At 60.9% G+C, this 19,160-nt stretch carries 19 protein-coding genes and 1 pseudogene; 11 read left to right on the top strand and 9 right to left on the bottom strand.

Translation table 11 applies throughout. The features are described 5' to 3' along the window. Positions 1–37: 37 nt before the first annotated feature. Together R5R73_RS10155 and R5R73_RS10150 are read right to left on the bottom strand one after the other, a co-directional pair. Positions 38–670, bottom strand: coding sequence for a helix-turn-helix domain-containing protein (locus tag R5R73_RS10155; RefSeq protein ID WP_087720361.1), 633 nt, complete (start codon positions 668–670; stop codon positions 38–40). A 105-nt stretch (positions 671–775) separates the two neighbouring features. Beyond that, on the bottom strand, positions 776–1,711 hold the full coding sequence (locus tag R5R73_RS10150; protein WP_322527438.1) for a histone deacetylase family protein: 936 nt from the start codon (positions 1,709–1,711) through the stop codon (positions 776–778). 153 nt (positions 1,712–1,864) lie between these two features. Between R5R73_RS10150 and R5R73_RS10145 the strand changes: the two genes are divergently transcribed. The 4 genes from R5R73_RS10145 (at position 1,865) to R5R73_RS10130 (ending at position 7,945) form a co-directional block, all read left to right on the top strand. Beyond that, positions 1,865–4,687: a bifunctional acetate--CoA ligase family protein/GNAT family N-acetyltransferase gene (locus tag R5R73_RS10145; RefSeq protein ID WP_322527437.1), complete on the top strand. Its 2,823-nt coding sequence runs from the start codon at positions 1,865–1,867 to the stop codon at positions 4,685–4,687. A 203-nt stretch (positions 4,688–4,890) separates the two neighbouring features. Continuing rightward, complete coding sequence (locus R5R73_RS10140; protein WP_110632692.1) at positions 4,891–6,093, top strand: quaternary amine ABC transporter ATP-binding protein; 1,203 nt, start codon at positions 4,891–4,893, stop codon at positions 6,091–6,093. Beyond that, a complete protein-coding gene (locus R5R73_RS10135; RefSeq protein ID WP_071231206.1) occupies positions 6,093–6,935 on the top strand; it encodes an ABC transporter permease in 843 nt (280 codons plus the stop codon). Before R5R73_RS10140 ends, R5R73_RS10135 begins: the two co-directional genes overlap by 1 nt. 125 nt (positions 6,936–7,060) lie before the next feature. Beyond that, on the top strand, positions 7,061–7,945 hold the full coding sequence (locus R5R73_RS10130; RefSeq protein ID WP_071231205.1) for a glycine betaine ABC transporter substrate-binding protein: 885 nt from the start codon (positions 7,061–7,063) through the stop codon (positions 7,943–7,945). Positions 7,946–8,062: 117 nt separating this feature from the next. Here the strand turns inward: R5R73_RS10130 and pdxH are convergent, their stop codons facing one another. Then, the gene (pdxH, locus tag R5R73_RS10125) at positions 8,063–8,710 is read right to left on the bottom strand and encodes a pyridoxamine 5'-phosphate oxidase (RefSeq protein WP_071231204.1); all 648 of its coding nucleotides are present in this window, start codon (positions 8,708–8,710) and stop codon (positions 8,063–8,065) included. 118 nt (positions 8,711–8,828) lie between these two features. Next, entirely contained in the window at positions 8,829–9,503 is a 675-nt protein-coding gene (locus R5R73_RS10120; RefSeq protein WP_322527436.1) for a hypothetical protein, read from the bottom strand. A gap of 198 nt (positions 9,504–9,701) precedes the next feature. On the opposite strand from R5R73_RS10120, the gene R5R73_RS10115 reads away from it, so the two are divergent. From R5R73_RS10115 to R5R73_RS10090, 6 genes and pseudogenes are all read left to right on the top strand, one after another. Then, positions 9,702–10,382 (top strand): cupin domain-containing protein, encoded by a 681-nt coding sequence (locus R5R73_RS10115; RefSeq protein WP_004574802.1) that lies wholly within the window; start codon positions 9,702–9,704, stop codon positions 10,380–10,382. Continuing rightward, complete coding sequence (locus R5R73_RS10110) at positions 10,379–10,963, top strand: TetR/AcrR family transcriptional regulator (RefSeq protein ID WP_004574803.1); 585 nt, start codon at positions 10,379–10,381, stop codon at positions 10,961–10,963. The genes R5R73_RS10115 and R5R73_RS10110 overlap by 4 nt, the downstream gene beginning before the upstream one ends. Before the next feature lie 59 nt (positions 10,964–11,022). After that, positions 11,023–11,799, top strand: coding sequence for an SDR family NAD(P)-dependent oxidoreductase (locus R5R73_RS10105; RefSeq protein ID WP_004574804.1), 777 nt, complete (start codon positions 11,023–11,025; stop codon positions 11,797–11,799). Positions 11,800–11,813: 14 nt separating this feature from the next. Further along, positions 11,814–12,380, top strand: coding sequence for an OsmC family protein (locus tag R5R73_RS10100; protein WP_004574805.1), 567 nt, complete (start codon positions 11,814–11,816; stop codon positions 12,378–12,380). A 115-nt stretch (positions 12,381–12,495) separates the two neighbouring features. Further along, positions 12,496–12,744, top strand: a pseudogene (locus R5R73_RS10095) (helix-turn-helix domain-containing protein); the annotation flags it as partial. A 3-nt stretch (positions 12,745–12,747) separates the two neighbouring features. Beyond that, positions 12,748–15,714, top strand: a complete 2,967-nt coding sequence (locus R5R73_RS10090) for a Tn3 family transposase (protein WP_011005944.1) — start codon at positions 12,748–12,750, stop codon at positions 15,712–15,714. On the opposite strand, the gene R5R73_RS10085 is transcribed toward R5R73_RS10090, so the two are convergent. The 5 genes from R5R73_RS10085 to R5R73_RS10065 form a co-directional block, all read right to left on the bottom strand. Next, on the bottom strand, positions 15,711–16,265 hold the full coding sequence (locus R5R73_RS10085) for a hypothetical protein (RefSeq protein ID WP_322527435.1): 555 nt from the start codon (positions 16,263–16,265) through the stop codon (positions 15,711–15,713). The genes R5R73_RS10090 and R5R73_RS10085 overlap by 4 nt on opposite strands. A 26-nt stretch (positions 16,266–16,291) precedes the next feature. Then, on the bottom strand, positions 16,292–16,678 hold the full coding sequence (locus tag R5R73_RS10080) for a DUF2069 domain-containing protein (protein ID WP_071231202.1): 387 nt from the start codon (positions 16,676–16,678) through the stop codon (positions 16,292–16,294). Beyond that, positions 16,675–17,319 carry an NAD(P)H:quinone oxidoreductase gene (wrbA, locus tag R5R73_RS10075; protein ID WP_322527434.1) on the bottom strand — a complete coding sequence of 215 codons (645 nt, stop codon included), beginning with the start codon at positions 17,317–17,319 and terminating at the stop codon, positions 16,675–16,677. The genes R5R73_RS10080 and wrbA overlap by 4 nt, the downstream gene beginning before the upstream one ends. A gap of 36 nt (positions 17,320–17,355) precedes the next feature. After that, on the bottom strand, positions 17,356–17,700 hold the full coding sequence (locus R5R73_RS10070; RefSeq protein WP_071231200.1) for an arsenate reductase family protein: 345 nt from the start codon (positions 17,698–17,700) through the stop codon (positions 17,356–17,358). A 141-nt stretch (positions 17,701–17,841) separates the two neighbouring features. Further along, positions 17,842–18,267 carry a gamma-glutamylcyclotransferase family protein gene (locus tag R5R73_RS10065; protein WP_322529579.1) on the bottom strand — a complete coding sequence of 142 codons (426 nt, stop codon included), beginning with the start codon at positions 18,265–18,267 and terminating at the stop codon, positions 17,842–17,844. A gap of 175 nt (positions 18,268–18,442) precedes the next feature. On the opposite strand from R5R73_RS10065, the gene smrA reads away from it, so the two are divergent. After that, positions 18,443–19,042: a DNA endonuclease SmrA gene (gene smrA, locus R5R73_RS10060; RefSeq protein WP_322527433.1), complete on the top strand. Its 600-nt coding sequence runs from the start codon at positions 18,443–18,445 to the stop codon at positions 19,040–19,042. Positions 19,043–19,160: the final 118 nt, after the last annotated feature.

The following is a 19,160-nucleotide window of genomic DNA, read 5'->3' as shown; positions in this document are numbered from 1 at the left end:
AAGATGAAATCGAGGATTAATAACGGTGGAAGAGTCGTCAGTCCGTGTCGCCGGGCGTGCAGACCGAAAGCACCACGGCGTCGTCCTCGCTGGTGGAGACCAGGGCGTGGCCCATGTCGCTGTCAAAGTAGAGCGAGTCACCGGCGACCATCGCCAGCGGCTCGTAGAATTCCGAATACATCAGGATTCTGCCCTCGAGAACCATCAGGAACTCTTCGCCGTCATGGCGAACCCACTCCTGAAACTCCTCGAAGTGCCGAGCGCGCACGATCGTCTTGAACGGGATCATCCGCTTCTGGGCCAGCTGGCACGAGAGAAGCTCGTGCTCGTAGGTCGGGGTCGGGTGCTGCTTGCCATCGCCGCGCGAAGTGAGGTCGCGCCGGCCGCTGGATTGCCGTTTGGGTTTGGTGGGCTTGAGCAACTGCGGCAGGTCAATGCCCAGACCGGTGATCAGTTTCTGAACGGCGGTGAACGTCGGCGAGATCTGGTTGTTCTCGATCTTGGACAGCGTCGAGCGGGCCAGCCCGGTGCGGGCGCTGACGTCGCCCAGCGTCCAATGGTTCGAAAGCCGTATCTCCTTGAGCCGCTCGCCCAGGCGAAGGGGTTCGACGAAGGCTTTGCGACCGGCGGCGATGCGCAGCGCGGCATCCTGATCGTTACTGGCGGCCATGAAACTCTCTGTCAGGAGCGTGGGAAAAACATTGTGCAGCATTGAAGGCTCAAGAATATCACAGCGCGGCGCCCAGGCCCTGCGCCGAAAGCGCTCGGCACGGCGTCAGGCCGAATAGGGATGGCCCAGCAGTGCCGTCAGATGGGCTTCGACGCTCAACGGCAGCGTCTTCAGGTGATAGCCGCCCTCCAGCACCGAGACCAGTTTGCCGCCGGCATGCCGCCGCGCGACATCCATCGCCAGCGTGGTAATCCAGTAGAAGTCTTCATGATCGAGCGCCAACTGACCCAGCGGATCGTCTCGGTGGGCATCGAAGCCGCTGGAGAGTAGCACCAGTTGGGGGCGATGCCGATCCAGGGCAGGCAGCCACGCCGCTTCCACCGCTCTCCTGAAGCCGAGGCTGCCCGTGCCGGCAGCCAAAGGCGTATTGATGATGTTGGGCCACTGGCCCGTCAGGTAGCGCCAAGGGTAGAACGCTTCCTGAAAACTGCTGCAGACCAGTATCGATGGGTCGTCGTGGAAGATGTCCAGTGTGCCGTTGCCCTGGTGGACATCGAAGTCGAGGATCGCGATTCGCTCTATGCCGTGAACGGCGCGTGCGTGGGCGGCCGCCACGGCCACGTTGTTATAGAAGCAGAAGCCCATCGCTAGCGCCCGCTCGGCATGGTGGCCGGGCGGGCGCACGGCGCAGAAGACGTTGTCGGCACGGTTGCCGCAGACCAGGTCGACACCCCGGATCGCCGCACCGGCACCCAACGCTGCGGCCTCCAGCGAGTACGGTCCCATTCGCGTGTCGCTATCGAGCTGCTGAAGGCCGCTTTGTGGTCGCTGTGCGTCCAGTGCGCTGAGGTAGTCTGGGGCATGCACTCGCTCGAGCTGGAGGCGCGTCGCCGGCCCGGGCTCCGACTGCATCGTCTGCTGCAGCAGGCCGCTCAGCATGAGCCTGGCACGTATGGCCTCGAGGCGCATGGGAGATTCCGGATGGTGAGAGCCCATGTCATGCAGAACGATGTCGGGATGAGTGAGATACGAAGTGATCATGAGTCTCGCCAGCCGGTTCGAAGTCGCTTCATTCTGGGCGAGAGCGGTGCGCTGCGTCACACCGTTGTGCTTCGACTTTGGTCTATGAGGTAAACCTCGGCGGCCTGACCGTGTAGGGTTGAAAACCTCATAACCAACGTCGTGAGGTCCACCGTGGCCACGCAGTTTCTGCGCCGATTTTTCGCTCCGCGCTCATTGGTGGTGATCGGAGCTTCCCCCAAGCCCGAGTCGACCGGGGGAGTCGTTCTTCAAAACTTGCTTCTGGCAGGGTTTCCCGGCCCGATCTGGGCGGTCAATCCGCGCGGTTACAAGGAGGTTCATGGCGTGGCCTGCTTCCGGCGTATTGCCGACCTTCCCGAAACCCCGGATCTCGCCATCATTTGTTCGCCCTTGCACGGCGTGCCCGAGGTGCTGGAAAAACTAGGTGCCAGGCAGGTCAGGGCGGCGCTGATCGTGTCGGGCGGAGCGTCGCTTGGCGAAGGTGCCGAGGCGCTCGCTGGATCCCAGGGAGAAGGATCGCTGCGTGGATCCCGAGGAGAAGGATCGCTGCGGGCACGGCTGCAAAAGGCGACGCTGCAATCCGGCATGCGGGTACTGGGGCCAGAGTGTCTCGGCGTCGCGGTTCCCTCCATGCGGCTCAACGCGACCTACGCCAGTCAGCCGATTGGCGATGGCAGCGTTGCCTACCTGGGCCAGTCGGGCATGCTGGGCAACGCGATGATCGACTGGGCCGCTGGCCGCGAGGTCGGCTTTTCCCATCTGGTGACGCTGGGAGACAGCCTCGACGTCCAGTTGCCGGATGTCATCGACTACCTGAATCAATCCGGGCGCTGCCGGGCGCTGCTGCTGCATCTGGAGGCGTTCCGCAATGCGCGCCACTTCATGACGGCGCTGCGTGAATCGTCGCGTAACCGGCTGGTGCTGGCGATCAAGAGCGGACGCACCGCCGAGGCGACGCTGAGCCCGGTTGCGCCGACGGCCGGCATCGATCGTCGCGATGCCATCGTCGATGCCGCGCTGGCCCGTGCCGGGGTCGTGCGCGTCGACGATTCCGACGAACTGTTCGATGCGCTGGAAACGCTGTCGCGGTTCAGGCCGCCGAAGGGCGATCGTCTGGCGATCGTCTCCAATGGCGTCGGTCCGGCGCTGCTGGCGATCGACAAGCTGATCGACGGCGGCGGTCTGCTGGCCGAACTCAGCGAGGCATCCGCCCAGGCACTGATCACGCAGAAGCTGGACGTCAGCCGCCCGGGACGCAATCCGGTCGATCTGGGCGGCAGCGCCACGCCGGAAGATTATCTGAGTGCGCTGGAGATCGTGACGCGCGACCCTAATGTCGATGCGGTGCTGGTCTTGCACGCGCCGACACGACTGGCGCCATCCCTGGCGACCGCCAATGCGCTGGTCGAGGCGCGCCAGCGCTTCCGGCATCGCCTGCTGGTGAGCTGGATGGGGCTGAAGGAGGCGCTGGATGCCCGTGCGGCCTGCAACCGCGCCGGCATTCCCAGCTACGTGTCGCCGGAGAAGGCCGTCAGAGCCTTCCTGCATCTGGTGCGCTATCGCCAGGTCCAGAACCTGTTGCAGGAGACCCCGCCATCGCTGCCGTTCGGCTCCAGTGCCGAGATGCGCCAGCGCTGTCATGCGCTCATCGACGATGCCCTGGCACGCCAGCGGGATCGGCTGACCCACCAGGAAACCGGCGACGTGCTGGGGGCCTACGGTATCGAATGTGCCCCCAGCGAGTATGTGTTCGATCTGGAGCAGGCGGAGCGGGCCACCGAACGGCTGCAGGGGCCATGGGCGGTCAAGGTCGTCCATCGTGACAACTGCGAACCGTTTCGCTATGGCGGGGAATCGCGTCGGCAGGCTGCCTCGCTGATTCAGGACCTGGAGCAGCCCGGCAGTGTGGTAGATGCGGTCGTCCGTCTGGAGGCGCGTGTCAGCGAAGCGCTGCCGGACAGCCCCATCTACAGCTACTGTCTCCAGACCATGCAGCGCGGCAAGGGCTCGCTGCAGTTGTGTGCCGGCATCACGCGAGATGCGGAGTTCGGCCCGGTCATCGTCTTCGGCACCGGGGGCTACAAGATCGATGTCATGGCGGATCGCCAGACGGCGCTGCCGCCGCTCAACATGCGGCTGGCGGCAGAGCTCATCGACCGTACGCGGGCAGGTCGACTGATTCGCGAACACAGCGACGATCCTCGGGAGGCGATCGCCTGGGTCTCTCGCCTGCTGGTCAAACTGTCTCAGATGGCTTCCGACCTGCCGCGCCTCAAAGGGCTCGAGATCAATCCGCTGCTGCTCAACCAAGAGGGTCTGCTGGCGGTCGATTTCGCGCTGGATCTGGGGGAAGCCTCGACACAGGCGATCATGCCGTACCCGGAACAGTTACGGGAAACGGTGGTGCTGGCGGGGATGAACGTGGAAATTCGTCCGATTCGAGGCGAGGACGCGCCGCTGATCACCCATTTCCATACCTTCCTGTCCGAGCAGAGCATTCGTTACCGCTATTTCCATCACAAGGCGGTGCTGTCGACGCGGGATCTTTCCCAGCTCAGCCAGATCAATTACGACCGCCAGATGGCATTCATCGCGGTTCGCCGACGCGAAGAAAATGAGAGTGCAGAAGCCAGCGATAGCGGGCCACGCGGCGAAGAGATGCTGGGCGTGGTGCGGGTATGGAACGACCCCGACAACATTCGTACCGAGTTCTCGATCATCATCCGTGACGATTTCCACGGCATTGGCCTCGGGCGTCGTCTGATGCGCAAGATGATCGATTACAGTCGCCAGGTGGGAACGCTTGCCATGGTCGGAACGGTCATGAGCGATAACCTGCCGATGCGACAATTGCTGGCAAGCCTGGGGTTCGAGCTGCGCCTGAATATCGAAGAGGGCGTGCTCGAAGCCACGCTACGGCTGAATGAACCGCAGAGCGATTGGCAGCGCCATCGTCTGGAGGCGGCACTGGACTGACGAGACGAAAGATTTGATCGCAGGGAGGAGCAGGTAGAAACGGCAATAAGTTGAACGATCATTCAATTATAGGATATTGTCGTTTGAAGGGTTATTGATAAAACCGTATGATGCGAAACCTAACAACACTAACAGATACCGTTCGACACGCGCGTTAACCGGCACGTGAAGAGCTTCTTCTGCTTTGCCAACCTAGGCCTGACATGACCGACACACAGCAAACCAAGATTCAAGTGCGAAACTTGAGCAAGGTGTTCGGCGACGACACCAAGAAAGCGCTCAAGCTACGTGACGAGGGTCTCAATCGCGCCCAGATCCTCGAAAAGACCGGGCAGACGCTCGGACTCTCCAATATCAATTTCGACGTTCGGGAAGGCGAGCTCCTCGTCATCATGGGCCTCTCCGGCTCAGGCAAGTCGACCTTGATTCGTTGTCTGAATCGCCTGATCGAACCTACCGAGGGTGACATCATCATCGGTGGGGAGAACATTCCCCAATTGAGCGACAAGGCGCTGCTGCACTGTCGTCGTCGACACTTCTCGATGGTGTTCCAGAATTTCGCCCTGTTCCCGCATCGCACGGTGCAGATGAACGCCGAATACGGGCTTGAGATTCGCGGCATCGACAAGGCCGAGCGGGCCGAGAAGGCCAGGAATTCGCTCAAGCAGGTGGGGCTCGAGGGTTGGGAAGATGCCTATCCCAATCAGCTGTCCGGCGGGATGCAGCAGCGTGTCGGCCTGGCTCGTGCGCTGGCCAACGACTCCAGCGTGCTGTTGATGGACGAGGCCTTTTCCGCCCTCGACCCACTGATCCGACGCGACATGCAGCAGGAGCTCATCGAGCTGCAGCATCGAATGAAGAAAACCACCATCTTCATCACCCACGATCTCGATGAAGCGCTCAATATCGGCGATCGGATCATTCTGCTGCGTGATGGCGAGATCGTGCAGATCGGCACGCCGGAAGAAGTGCTGACACGTCCTGCCGACGACTATGTCGCCCGCTTCACCGAGGGTGTCGATCGCTCTCGCGTCGTGACGGCACGTCGCGTCATGCGCCCGGTTCGCGCCACGGCCCGTCACGACGACGGCCCGCGCACCGTATTGCGCAAGATGAGCGAGAATGCGCTGGACTCGATCTACGTCGTCGATCGCGAGCGCAAACTGCTGGGAATTCTGGAGGCCGATAGCCTCGATGAGGCAGCGAAAGCCGGCAAGGATTCGATCCAGGAACTGCTGGTGACCGACTTCCCCCGCATCGGTCCGGACGAGCCGCTGGCCACGTTGTACCCCATGTTTCAGGGCAAGAGCATTCCCGTGGCGGTCATCGATGACCAGCAGCGGCTGCTCGGCGTGGTGGTCAAGGGTGCCGTACTCGAACAACTGGCGCAGACGGGAGAAGAATGATGGATTTCGATATTCCAAGAATTCCGCTGGGCGACTGGATCGAGGGCGGGCTGGATTTTCTGACTACCGAGTTTTCCGGCGTCACCCGGGCGATTTCCCGCGGTACGCAGACCGGCATCAATCTGCTCAACGACGGGTTGATGTGGCTGCCTGAATGGGCGCTGATCGCCGTCGTGGTATTGCTGTGCTGGAAAGTCAGTGGGCGGCGCCTGGCCATCGGGGCGCTGATTGGCCTGGCGCTGATCTGGAACCTCGGCCTGTGGAACCCGATGATCCAGACTCTGACGCTGGTGGTCATCGCGACGCTGGTGGCTATCGTGATCGCCTTGCCGCTGGGGATTCTGGCTGCGGTATCCGATCGCTTCTACAAGGTGATCATGCCGATCCTGGACTTCATGCAGACGATGCCTGCCTTCGTTTATCTGATTCCGGCAATTCCGTTTTTCGGTATCGGCTCGGTATCCGGCATCTTCGCCACGGTGATCTTCTCGATGCCGCCGGCCATCCGCTTCACCACGCTGGGGATCCGGCAGGTGCCGAAGGATCTGATCGAAGCGGCCGACGCCTACGGCTCCACGCGTAGCCAGAAGCTGATCAAGGTCCAGTTGCCACTGTCCCTGCCGACGCTGATGGGCGGTATCAACCAGACCATCATGCTGGCGCTGTCGATGGTCGTCATCGCGGCGATGATCGGCGCCAACGGCCTGGGCAGCGAAGTCTGGCGCGCCATTCAGCGGTTGCGTCCGGGTGAAGGCTTCGAAGCCGGTATCGCTGTCGTCATCATGGCGATGCTTCTGGACCGGCTGACGCAATCTCTCAGCGGTGGCAAGAAGACGAAGTAGCGCGAGAAAGCCAGGTAGAGCGTTTAAACCAGACAGGGCGTTTAAACGAAGTAGAGTCTGATGCTGTCGGCGCTCTGGCCGGCAGCATGACTTGCGGTACGTAAACCACAAAAAGGGGAAAGTCGATGACACGCAACGCAATGTCACAAGCCGTTCGCTATGGTGCCTTGATGATGGCTGCCGGTATCAGCATGACCGCCGGTGTCGCTCAGGCCCAGGACAGCAAGGGAACCGTCAAGCTGGCCTACGTCGAATGGGCTTCCGAAGTCGCTTCCACCAACGTGATCCGCGCCGTGCTCGAAGAGCAGGGATATGACGTTGAAATGAACTCGCTGGGCGCGGCCGTCATGTGGCAGGCCGTAGGCACCGGTGATGCCGATGCCATGGTCGCCGCCTGGCTGCCGACGACTCATGGCGATTATCTCAAGCAGGTCCAGGACGAGGTCGAGGATCTCGGTCCCAACCTCGAGGGGACCAAGCTTGGGCTGGTCGTGCCGGCTTATACCGATATCGATTCCATCGAACAGCTCAACGATCATGCTGACGAATTCGATGGCAAGATCGTGGGTATCGATCCGGGCGCCGGTCTGATGGCGCAGACAGAAGATGCCATCGATGAATACGGTATCGATGACCTGCAGCTGCAGTCGAGCAGTGGCGCGGCCATGACTTCCTCGCTGGCCAGTGCGATCCAGAACAAGGAAGACATCGTGGTGACCGGTTGGACGCCGCACTGGATGTTTGCGCGCTGGGATCTCAAGTATCTCGACGACCCCAAGAAGGCCTTCGGCGATGCCGAGCATATCAACACGGTCGTACACAAAGGCTTCAAGGAAGAGATGCCGCAGGCCTACGCCATTCTGGACAATTTCCACTGGACGCCGGATCAGATGGGCGAAGTCATGCTCATGAACCAGGAAGAGGGTTCGGATCCCTACGAGAACGCCAAGAAGTGGGTCGACGAACATCCTGATGTCGTCGCCGAGTGGACCGACGGCACTGCCGAATAACCTGGCCCGCCATCAGTCCCCACGAAGCGCCCGGTCGTCAGACCGGGCGTTTTGCGTTGGCGATCGGCTATCTTCTATCGGCTATCGAAACCGGGATAGCAGGCCGACGTCGGCAATTCAGGGCGCCAGACGGGTGCGATGCCACTCCTGCGTCTGGAGGTCTCGACGCGTGTAGCGCACACGGTCGTGCAGTCGGCTGCGCTGGCCCTGCCAGAACTCGATCGCATGGGCGACGAGACAGTATCCCCCCCAGTGCGGCGGTCTTTCCACGGACTGGTTCGCGTAAACCTGCTCGAAGCGCGACAACCGTTCCTGCATCCAGTCCCGATTGGGGATTTCGACGCTCTGCTGAGACACCCAGGCTGCCAGCTGACTCTTGCGAGGCCGGCTGGAGAAGTAATCGTCCGACTGCTTGGCATCGACCTTTTCGACACTGCCCTCGACACGAACCTGGCGCTGCAGTCCCGGCCACCAGAACACGAGGGCGGCATTGGGAACATGGGCAAGCTCGTTGCCTTTCTGACTCTGGTAGTTGGTATAAAAGCGGAAACCCTGTGCGTCGAAGCCCTTCAACAGCACGATGCGCGCATGGGGATAGCCTTCGCTGTCCACCGTAGCCAGCGTCATGGCATTGGCATCCGCCCCTTCGCTCTCGGTCGCCTGCTTCAGCCAGTCTTCGAACAAGGGGAGCGGTGTATCGGGGGTGTTTTCCGGCGCCAGGGCTTCGCCTTCGTAGTCCCGTCGCATACCGGCGAGGTCGCTCATCTGTGATTCTCCGTGCAGCGATGTGAGTTGGTGATCATTGTAGCCTGACCGGCTGGTGGATGATGCTTGCCTGCCTTAGTCATTAGCCTAGGGCTGTTTGGCATCCCAGCGCGAATCGCTAGCCCAGACGTGCGTGGAGCGCCAGCACGGCCCCGCAGCAGCACCAGCCCAGCACGGCGTAAGGCAGGTTCCAGCGCAGCATCTCCCGAACGGCAATCTGGTAGCGTACGCAGATGGCCAGATTGCTGCCGGATAGCGGGCTGCTGCCGGTGCCCAGTGCCCAGCACATCAAGAACAGCATCCCGAGCAGGGTCGGATCGGGATGGAGCGGTGCAATCAGCGGCGCCAAGGTGGCGATACCTATCAAGGGATGGATGCCAGTAAACGAGATGATCACGATCATGCCGAGCGCAAACCAGGCTTGCCAGTGTCCGAAATGGGCGATTGGCAGGTCGAGTCCGTCGGGTAGGCTGGCCAGCAGCGCCGCCAGCCCGGTAGAGATGACGCCGGCGCCCAGGAACAGTGCAAATTGCGGGGCCAGCCGCTGTAATCCATACGTGAACTGATGTTGCATGCGCTCGCGCCGATGATCCCTTGGCATCAACAGAAACGAGAACAGCGGGGCAACGATGGCAATGATCAGCGGGATCGAGAGCCCTGGCCAGAGCAGGTGCAGCACAATGACCACGAGCGCCAGCAGGCAGGGCATCAGCAGTGCGCTCTTCTCGGTGGGATAGCCGGTGAAAGGGGCTTTCAATCGCCAGACATCGATCCAGTTGAGGATCAGCAGCAATGCTGCCGTCAGCAGTCCCCAGGGGACCAGATTGGGGACGATAGAGAATTCGGAAAAAATCGTACGCTAAGCTTCGCGAGTTCTTGTAACCAATTCATTGTTTTTTCAATGGATGAAAGAAAATGGCGAAAGCTATTTGACAAACAAATCGGGATCTTATAACTTACCTACCAAGTAGTCGGTAGATGAAATAAAGCCATGAAACTCAATTCAGATCTTTCGCAGCGTGTTGTCGTCGAGCCTTCAAGCTTACAGTGGGTCGATTCGCCAGCGACCGGGATTCAACGCCAGTTACTGGAGCGTGATGGCGACGAAGTGGCGCGTGCCACCTCGATCGTGCGATACGCGCCGGGCTCCGCTTTTGAAAATCATAAGCACGACTTGGGCGAGGAGATTCTGGTCCTGGACGGCGAATTCAGCGACGAATCCGGGACCTTCGGGCCTGGGACTTACATCAAGAATCCACCAGGTTCTTCGCATGCACCGAGCTCCGCGACGGGTTGCACGTTGTTCGTCAAGCTGCGCCATCTTGATCTAGCCGACAGCCAACGCACCGTGGTCGACACCCGTAACGGCCCCTGGTTTCCAGGCCTCGTGCCGGGTCTGTCGGTGATGCCACTTTCTGAGTTCGACACACAACATACGGCTTTGGTGCGCTGGGCCCCGGGGACACGATTCAATTCGCATCGTCACTACGGCGGTGAAGAAATCTATGTGTTGGAAGGCGTCTTTGAGGATGAGTTCGGAAGCTACCCTACCGGCACATGGATGCGCAGTCCGCATTTGAGTGCTCACCGTCCCTTCAGCAATACAGGCTGCACCATCCTGGTCAAGACAGGCCACCTGCCAGTCGCCGAATCAAATGAGGCGCTTGCATGAAGCATTTCTCCGAAATCTCGCCGACCGCCGAGCGGGTGGTCGATGCCGCTGAAGGGTTGGTACAGCAGCACGGCTACAACGGCTTCTCATACGACGACGTGGCCCAGTTGGTAGGCATCAAAAAACCAAGTATCCACCACCACTTTCCCAAGAAGGGTGAACTCGTGGCCGTGGTCGCACAGCGCTACACGCACCGGTTTCGTGAGGAGTTGCTGAGCATCGAAGGGCAGCATGCGAAAGCGCCTGACAGGCTAACTGCGTATGCGGCACTTTTCGAACGCACCTTCGCCAAGGACCGGCGCCTTTGTGTCTGCGGCATGTTGGGTGCCGAGTCGGACTCGCTGCCGGACGCCGTTGTGAGCGAGGTCGAGCGATTCTTTAAAGTCAATCTCGACTGGTTGACTCTTGTCGTTGCCGATGGTCAGCGTGCCGCGCTGATCACCTCGAATTCCACCCCAGAGGCTCTCGCAGAGGCATTCTTGTGCGCGTTGGAAGGCTCGATGATGGTGGGCCGTGGCATGCGGTCGTCACGCGGACCGGCCGAAGTTGGAAACACTTTTCTTTCCACCGTGTTGACCTGAGGTCGGCACTTTTTTTGCAACACAACCCTACCATTTAGTTGGTAGTTAAGGAGATTATTATGAGTACTGAATTTAATGGCAAGAAGTTGTTGGTCATCGGCGGCACTAGCGGGATGGGACTGCAAACTGCCCGCATGGTTCTTGAGCAAGGCGGAAGCGTCGTCATCGTCGGTCACCGTGAAGACAAGGCCGAAGAGGCCCGCAAGGCGCTGTCGTCGTTGGGCACCGTGACCGCCCTGACTGCCGATCTCTCGCGAGCCGAAGATGTGAAGCGACTCCTGCATACCATCGATGAACACCACAAGGACATCAATCTTCTGGTCAACGCGGCTGGGGTGTTCTTCCCGAAGGCGTTTCTTGAGCACACGGAAAGTGATTACGAACAATATTTGACGTTGAATAAAGCGTTCTTCTTCATCACACAAAAAGTCGTGGCCAATCTCGTGGCCAGCGAGCGTCCCGGCGCCATTGTGAACATCGGCTCGATGTGGGGCAAGCAGGCGATTGCGGCTACGCCGTCGTCCGCGTATTCGATGGCAAAAGCAGGTTTGCATTCGCTGACCCAGCACCTTGCGATGGAGCTGGCATCCAAACAAATCAGGGTCAATGCCGTTTCTCCGGCGGTTGTCGAAACGCCGATTTACGAGGGATTCATACCCAAGGCCGAGGTTCATGGCGCCTTACAGGGATTCAACAGCTTCCACCCAATCGGCAGGGTTGGGACGCCACAAGACGTCGCCGAGGTCATCCTCTTCCTGTTGTCGGACAAGGCAGCATGGGTGACGGGCGCAATCTGGGACGTTGACGGCGGCGTGATGGCCGGGCGTAACACATAATGGGGGAACGAGAAATGAACACAAACATTAAAGGAACTCCCGGCAACGGGATCAACGTCGGCGCATTGCGTGAGTTTGCAGATCAGGTCGCAGCAAAGCCCGCCGCAGGCATCGCGACGTTCGGCGTCGTGACAACCTGGGAGGGTGGCACCCGGACGCGTGCGCGAACCATGCCGCTCGTACTAGGTGACACGGCCTTGGCGCGCGGCTTTGTCATCGACGCGGACGAACCGGCAGAATTGCTCGGTACCGACACGGCCGCTAATCCACAAGAATTGATCCTGGCTGCGTTGAACGCATGCATGACTGCAACCTACGCGGCAAATGCGGCGGCAATGAACATCGAGTTGCAATCGCTGACTATCCGCACGAAGGGAAGCCTCGATCTGAGAGGTTTTCTTGGAATCGATCCTGGGATCAATCCAGGGTACGACCAGGTCGAGTATGAGGTCGAAATGGAGTCGTCGGCGGATTCGGCGGCGCTGAAAGCATTGCACGCGCAGGTGCAGCGAACATCGCCGAATTACCACAACTTCGCGAGAGCCATTGATCTCAAGGCCAAGCTGACCATTCTCCAATGATCGAGTCAGTGTTTCCCGTGGTTGGCTGACGGGAGGCCAAACCAGATGCGCTATGACGGAAGGTTCAACCTTCCGTCATCACGTTCTCTGGAATACGCAGTGTCAATTTGAGGTCAACCTCATGCTGTCGGTGATGGGTGCCTTCGCCGAGTTCGAGCGCGCCCTGATCCGCGAGCGGCAGCGTGAGGGTATCGCCTTGGCCAAGCAGCGTGGCGCGTACCGAGGCCGCAAGAAAGCCCTGTCCGATGAGCAGGCTGCTACCCTGCGGCAGCGAGCGACGGCCGGCGAGCCCAAGGCGCAGCTTGCCCGCGAGTTCAACATCAGCCGGGAAACCCTCTACCAGTACCTCCGCACGGACGACTGATACATGCCGCGTCGCTTGATCCTCTCGGCCACGGAGCGGGACACCCTGCTTGCGTTGCCAGAAAGCCAGGATGACATGATCCGCTACTACACCTTCAACGACTCCGACCTGTCGCTGATCCGCCAGCGGCGCGGCGACGCCAACCGCCTAGGCTTCGCGGTGCAGCTCAGCCTGCTGCGCTACCCCGGCTATGCGTTGGGCACCGACAGCGAGCCGCCCGAGCCGGTCATCCTGTGGGTGGCCAAGCAGGTTCAGGCCGACCCGGCGAGTTGGGCGAAGTACGGCGAACGCGACGTGACCCGCCGCGAGCACGCCCATGAACTGCGCACCTACCTGCAACTGGCCCCGTTTGGCCTGTCCGACTTCCGCAACCTCGTGCGCGAGCTGACCGAGTTGGCCCAGCAGACCGACAAGGGCTTGCTGCTGGCCAGCCAGGCTCTGGAGAGCCTGCGGCAGAAGCGGCGCATCCTGCCGGCGCTGAGCGTAATTGATCGGGCCTGCTCGGAGGCCATTGCGCGGGCTAATCGGCGGGTCTACCGCGCCCTGGTCGAACCACTCACGGACTCGCACCGTGCCAAGCTGGACGAACTGCTGAAGCTCAAGGCCGGCAGCAGCATCACCTGGTTGACCTGGCTGCGCCAGGCACCGCTGAAACCCAACTCTCGGCACATGCTTAAGCACATCGAGCGGCTGAAGACATTTCAGCTGGTGGACTTGCCCGAAGGGCTGGGCCGGCACATCCACCAGAACCGCCTGCTCAAGCTGGCCCGCGAAGGGGGGCAGATGACGCCCAAAGACCTTGGCAAGTTCGAGCCGCAGCGGCGCTACGCGACCCTGGCCGCCGTAGTGCTGGAGAGCACCGCGACTGTGATTGATGAGTTGGTCGATCTGCACGACCGCATCCTGGTCAAGCTGTTCAGCGGCGCGAAGCACAAGCATCAGCAGCAGTTCCAGAAGCAGGGCAAGGCGATCAATGACAAGGTGCGCCTGTACTCGAAGATCGGCCAGGCTCTGCTGGAGGCAAAGGAAAACGGCAGCGATCCGTACGCCGCCATCGAGGCGGTGATTCCCTGGGACGAATTCACCGAGAGCGTCAGCGAGGCCGAGCTGCTGGCCCGGCCGGAGGGCTTCGACCACCTACACCTGGTCGGCGAGAACTTCGCCACCCTGCGCCGTTACACGCCGGCCCTGCTGGAGGTGCTGGAACTGCGCGCTGCACCGGCCGCGCAAGGCGTGCTGGCGGCCGTGCAGACCCTGCGCGAGATGAACGCCGACAACCTGCGCAAGGTGCCGGCGGATGCCCCTACCGCCTTCATCAAGCCGCGCTGGAAGCCGCTGGTGATCACCCCGGAAGGCCACGACCGACGCTTCTACGAAATCTGCGCGCTGTCCGAGCTGAAGAACGCCCTGCGCTCCGGTGACATCTGGGTCAAGGGTTCACGGCAGTTCCGCGACTTCGACGACTACCTGCTGCCGGCAGAGAAGTTCGCCGCGCTCAAGCGGGAACAGGCCCTGCCCCTGGCGATCAACCCGAACAGCGACCAGTACCTGGAAGAGCGCTTACAGCTGCTGGACGAGCAGTTGGCCACCGTAACCCGGCTGGCCAAGGACAACGAGCTGCCCGATGCCATCCTCACCGAGTCCGGGCTGAAGATCACCCCGCTGGATTCTGCGGTGCCCAATACCGCGCAGGCGCTGATCGACCAGACCAGTCAGCTGTTGCCGCGCATCAAGATCACCGAACTGCTGATGGATGTGGACGACTGGACGGGTTTCAGCCGCCACTTCACCCACCTGAAGGACGGTGCCGAGGCCAAAGACAGGACATTGCTGCTGTCAGCAATCCTGGGCGATGCGATTAACCTCGGGCTGACCAAGATGGCCGAGTCGAGCCCCGGCCTGACCTACGCCAAGCTGTCCTGGCTGCAAGCCTGGCACATCCGCGACGAAACCTATTCGGCGGCCCTGGCCGAGCTGGTCAACCACCAGTACCGCCATGCCTTCGCCGCCCACTGGGGCGACGGCACCACCTCATCCTCCGATGGCCAGCGCTTCCGGGCGGGCGGCCGGGGCGAAAGCACCGGGCACGTCAACCCGAAGTACGGCAGCGAGCCGGGGCGACTGTTCTACACCCATATCTCCGACCAGTACGCACCGTTCAGCACCCGCGTGGTGAATGTCGGCGTGCGTGACTCCACCTATGTGCTCGACGGCCTGCTGTACCACGAGTCCGACTTGCGGATCGAGGAGCACTACACCGACACGGCCGGTTTCACCGATCACGTCTTCGCCCTGATGCACCTGCTGGGCTTCCGCTTCGCACCGCGCATCCGCGACCTCGGCGAAACCAAGCTGTATGTGCCGAATAGCGTCCAGGACTACCCGACATTGCGCCCAATGGTTGGTGGCACCCTGAACATCAAGCACGTCCGCGCCCATTGGGACGACATCCTGCGCCTCGCCAGCTCGATCAAGCAGGGCACCGTCACTGCCTCGCTGATGCTGCGAAAGCTCGGCAGCTATCCACGCCAGAATGGCCTTGCCGTGGCCCTGCGCGAGCTGGGCCGGATCGAACGCACCCTGTTCATCCTCGACTGGCTGCAAAGCGTCGAACTGCGCCGCCGCGTGCATGCTGGACTGAACAAGGGTGAAGCGCGCAACTCCCTGGCCAGGGCGGTGTTCTTTAACCGCCTCGGCGAGATCAGGGATCGGAGCTTCGAGCAGCAGCGCTACCGGGCCAGCGGCCTGAACCTGGTGACGGCCGCCATTGTGTTGTGGAACACGGTGTACCTGGAGCGCGCCACTCAGGGGTTGGTCGAGGTCGGCAAGCCGGTGAACGGTGAGTTGCTGCAATACCTGTCGCCGCTGGGCTGGGAACACATCAACCTGACCGGCGATTACGTCTGGCGGCAGAGCCGCAGGCTGGAGGACGGGAAGTTCAGGCCGCTACGGTTGCCCGGAAAACCTTAGCGTACGATTTTTTCCGAATTCTGCGGGCTCCCCAGATTCAAGTAGTTGAGCCCGGGCGCGTAGGTCAGCGCCACGCCCATGGCGACGAAGAACGGCGACCAGGCCGCGGCGGCAGTGAAACCTCGCCCGAGGATGAGCGCCTGTGAGCGCGTCAGTTTTCCTTCCCGCTGCATGCGTTCACCGAACAGGAAGACCACCGAGAGATTGATGGCCGCGCCGAACAGGTGGGCGCCCAGCATGGTGCCGATCATGCTACCTGGCCGTTGTGGGTTCTTGGTGGCCATGGGCGTGGCCATGGTCAGAAAACTCACGCCGGCAAACATCATCAGCAGCGACTGATTGATGGTGAGCGCTTCCAGCAAGGGATAGGGCGTTCCGCGAACCAGCGCCACGCCCCACAGCAACAGGCCGGCGGCAAAGAGCGTGCCGGCCTGACGGCGCGAAGTCCGAGGAAGTGTGCGAAATAGCCGCAGCGTTGCCAGCCAGGCCAGTACGGCGGCCGGCCAGACCGGCCAGCCAAACAGATTGCAGGCCACACTGATTGCCAGCATGGCAAGAATCAAGATGCTCGAAGGCCTCATGAGACGCGACGATCGAGCCTGCCACGCAAGCGAGCGTATCGGTAGGCCATGATCGCCAATGCGCCGGCGGCCAGAATTTCGGCAAAAACCAGCACCGAACCGCCGCCCTTGCTGACGATCATCAGGCCTTGAACGACGTAAAGCACGCCCAGGGCCGTCAACCAGATATGGCCTCGACGCCGCTGCATCAACACTGTCGGTAGAAACAGTACCAGTGGCAGGATTCTCACCAGTAGCGCCGCGACCTGCGCATGCTGCTGGATATAATGCCAAATGCCGCTGATCACCAGCAGCGCCAGCAGCGTCGCATAGGCAATCCATACCGCGCGTCGGGCTGTGCCGAGAGCCGCTATCTCTGAATGCTGGGTGGGAACTTCACTCATGAACGTGCATCCCTCATCGCCTTGAGTGCCAGGGAAAGCTGAGCGAGGCGGCGACCTTGCGCGAATGCCAACTTGCGCTCATCGGTGTCGACTTCCCGATCTGCGTTCGGGCCGGCCAAATGGCTGGTGCCGTAAGGCGTTCCGCCGCTCTGGGTACTCAACAGCGTCGTCTCGCTATAAGGGACGCCAGCGTACACCATGCCATGATGAAGTAGCGGGATCAGCATGGTCAGCAAGGTGCTTTCCTGCCCACCGTGCAGGCTGGCCGTCGAGGTGAACGCCGTCGCGGGCCGATCGACCAGCGCGCCATTCATCCAGAGCCCGCTGGTCGTATCGAGAAAATACTTGAGCGGTGCGGCCATGTTGCCGAATCGGGTCGGGCTGCCCAGCGCCAGGCCCGAGCAGTGGCGTAGATCGGCTTCGTCGACGTAAATGGCACCCTCGTCGGGTATTTCCGGCGCAGTCGCTTCGCAGACCGGCGAGACCGCCGGCACAGTGCGCAGACGCGCTTCAATGCCGGAAACGCTCTCGATTCCGTTGGCCAGCTGCTCTGCGAGCGTCTTCGTTGCTCCCTGTCGCGAGTAATAGAGCACCAGAACGTAAGGCGTGGTAGGGCTGGTGGCGGCCGTGTGGTCGGTCATGGCTGTTCCTCGAGAGCGAGCGGAAAATCAGGGGATTCAAATCAGTTGAAGAACGGCCTGTGGCGGACGTCCGATGACCGCATATTCGCCGTCATCGGCGATGGGGCGTTGCAGAAGGCGCGGATGTTCGACGATGGCATCGATGATCTGGGTTCGTGTCGGTTCGCCGATGCCCCGGGCTTTCCACTCTGGCTCGTCACGGCGCAGCATACGATCGGCATCATCGCCCAGGCGTCCGGCCAGACCCTCGAGCTGTTCCCGAGTCAGCGGATCATTGAGGTAGAGGTGTTCGATGACTTCCACGCCTCGAGATTCCAGTAGAGCCAGAGCTTCGCGGGATTTGGAGCAACGGGGATTGTGATACAGCGTGAGCGTTGGCATCGGTACAACGGGACCTTGTGTGGCAGAGCGTCTTCACAGGAGGACGGTGACCCGCATTGTAGCGGTTGTAGCAATGGCGCCTCAATCGGGTGTTAGATCGAACCGCCTGCATTTATACCGTTATCTTTTTTCGTTACCACCTTAATTAAACAATCGTTTGTAGGCCCAGGCAGTAGTGCCGTCAGCAAGTTTGACGCTTTCGCGCGTATATCGAATGCCTAGACGCTCGTAACGGTCCAGCGCTTTCAGGGCGGCAGGGTCGATCGTCAGAACCTCACCATGCACTTCGGCACCCGGCTGTGGCTGGATATCGAGATCCTGACGATGATATCCCGGCAATGTCGCCTCGCGTGTTTCGATTGGCGTGCCCATGATGATCCAGCGCAGCCAGTCGTAGCGCAGCGTGCCATAGACGAAAACATCCTGCTCCGGAATCCGCTCGTCGATAATGGCAGTTTCTGGAGGGTGGTAACCATACGGGCTCATGAAGGTATACCAGAAGCCTCCGGAACCGATGGCGATTCCTATGACCAGCAAGATGAAAAACCATTTGCAAAAGCGTTGCATCACGAAAAATCCCTATCGGCATGGCGAGGCGCGAGAGCCATTGTCGTCAATCTCCACAAGATGCGGATACTGCCTGTCGGCAAGATGGTTGCCATGACATTGATCATGACATCGAACCCCATGCTAGCATTTGAAGTCCAAGCGCTAACCACGTTACTGACGGAGGAACGCCATCATGAGTCACGCTGCCAACGACTACCAGGCATTCCGCGAAGCCTTGGGTAACGATGTGCAACCCCTCAAGAAAGGTCGCGACAAGGTCGCGATGGTTCGGGCCCAGACGTCACCCTCCGATGCCCAGCTGGCACGCCGCGAGAGTGCCTTGCAGACCAACGAGGATGAACGCGATTTTCTCTCCGATGAGTTCGTCGACCTGGTTGGTGCGCACGATCCCATCGAATTTCGCCGTGACGGTATTCAGATTGGCGTACTGGAGCGATTGCGTCATGGCGGCTACACCGCCGAGGCGCGCCTGCACATCATGCGCATGCCGGTGATCGAGTGCCGTCGCGCGGTATTCGGCTTTCTCCGTGACGCTTACGAACATGACCTGCGCAGCGTTCTCATCGTTCACGGGCGCACTCGTGATGATGATGGACACGCCAACATCGTGCGGTCGTATCTCAATCACTGGCTCAGGCAATTCGAGCAGGTTCAGGCGTTCAGTACGGCGCCACCTCAGCAAGGCGGGATGGGGGCCACTTTCGTGATGCTGCGCAAGTCCGATCGCGCCAGGGCGCGTAATCGCGAACGCCAGCAGAAACGGCGGGGGTGAAACGCGATCGCCCCGGCGCAGTCATCAGGCGGGGCCGGGGCGATCATGTCTTCAAGCTTTCGGTATTTGTCGACTTCCAACATTTATCGACTTTCGATATTTGTCGAGAAGGTCTGCC

Origin of the sequence: Salinicola sp. LHM, assembly GCF_034479735.1 — a bacterium.
GTDB classification, from domain to species: Bacteria; Pseudomonadota; Gammaproteobacteria; order Pseudomonadales; family Halomonadaceae; genus Salinicola; species Salinicola salarius.
Note: the sequence above shows the minus strand (reverse complement) of the source record. Positions and strands in the feature narration are given on the sequence as shown.

Bases quoted from the DNA above. Each gene is read 5' to 3' on its own strand.
- R5R73_RS10155 (WP_087720361.1), bottom strand. From the start codon at position 670: ATGGCCGCCAGTAACGATCAGGATGCCGCGCTGCGCATCGCCGCCGGT.
- R5R73_RS10150 (WP_322527438.1), bottom strand. From the start codon at position 1,711: ATGATCACTTCGTATCTCACTCATCCCGACATCGTTCTGCATGACATG.
- R5R73_RS10140 (WP_110632692.1), top strand. From the start codon at position 4,891: ATGACCGACACACAGCAAACCAAGATTCAAGTGCGAAACTTGAGCAAG.
- R5R73_RS10135 (WP_071231206.1), top strand. From the start codon at position 6,093: ATGGATTTCGATATTCCAAGAATTCCGCTGGGCGACTGGATCGAGGGC.
- R5R73_RS10130 (WP_071231205.1), top strand. From the start codon at position 7,061: ATGACACGCAACGCAATGTCACAAGCCGTTCGCTATGGTGCCTTGATG.
- pdxH (WP_071231204.1), bottom strand. From the start codon at position 8,710: ATGAGCGACCTCGCCGGTATGCGACGGGACTACGAAGGCGAAGCCCTG.
- R5R73_RS10115 (WP_004574802.1), top strand. From the start codon at position 9,702: ATGAAACTCAATTCAGATCTTTCGCAGCGTGTTGTCGTCGAGCCTTCA.
- R5R73_RS10110 (WP_004574803.1), top strand. From the start codon at position 10,379: ATGAAGCATTTCTCCGAAATCTCGCCGACCGCCGAGCGGGTGGTCGAT.
- R5R73_RS10105 (WP_004574804.1), top strand. From the start codon at position 11,023: ATGAGTACTGAATTTAATGGCAAGAAGTTGTTGGTCATCGGCGGCACT.
- R5R73_RS10100 (WP_004574805.1), top strand. From the start codon at position 11,814: ATGAACACAAACATTAAAGGAACTCCCGGCAACGGGATCAACGTCGGC.
- R5R73_RS10090 (WP_011005944.1), top strand. From the start codon at position 12,748: ATGCCGCGTCGCTTGATCCTCTCGGCCACGGAGCGGGACACCCTGCTT.
- R5R73_RS10085 (WP_322527435.1), bottom strand. From the start codon at position 16,265: ATGCTGGCAATCAGTGTGGCCTGCAATCTGTTTGGCTGGCCGGTCTGG.
- R5R73_RS10080 (WP_071231202.1), bottom strand. From the start codon at position 16,678: ATGAGTGAAGTTCCCACCCAGCATTCAGAGATAGCGGCTCTCGGCACA.
- wrbA (WP_322527434.1), bottom strand. From the start codon at position 17,319: ATGACCGACCACACGGCCGCCACCAGCCCTACCACGCCTTACGTTCTG.
- R5R73_RS10070 (WP_071231200.1), bottom strand. From the start codon at position 17,700: ATGCCAACGCTCACGCTGTATCACAATCCCCGTTGCTCCAAATCCCGC.
- R5R73_RS10065 (WP_322529579.1), bottom strand. From the start codon at position 18,267: ATGCAACGCTTTTGCAAATGGTTTTTCATCTTGCTGGTCATAGGAATC.
- smrA (WP_322527433.1), top strand. From the start codon at position 18,443: ATGAGTCACGCTGCCAACGACTACCAGGCATTCCGCGAAGCCTTGGGT.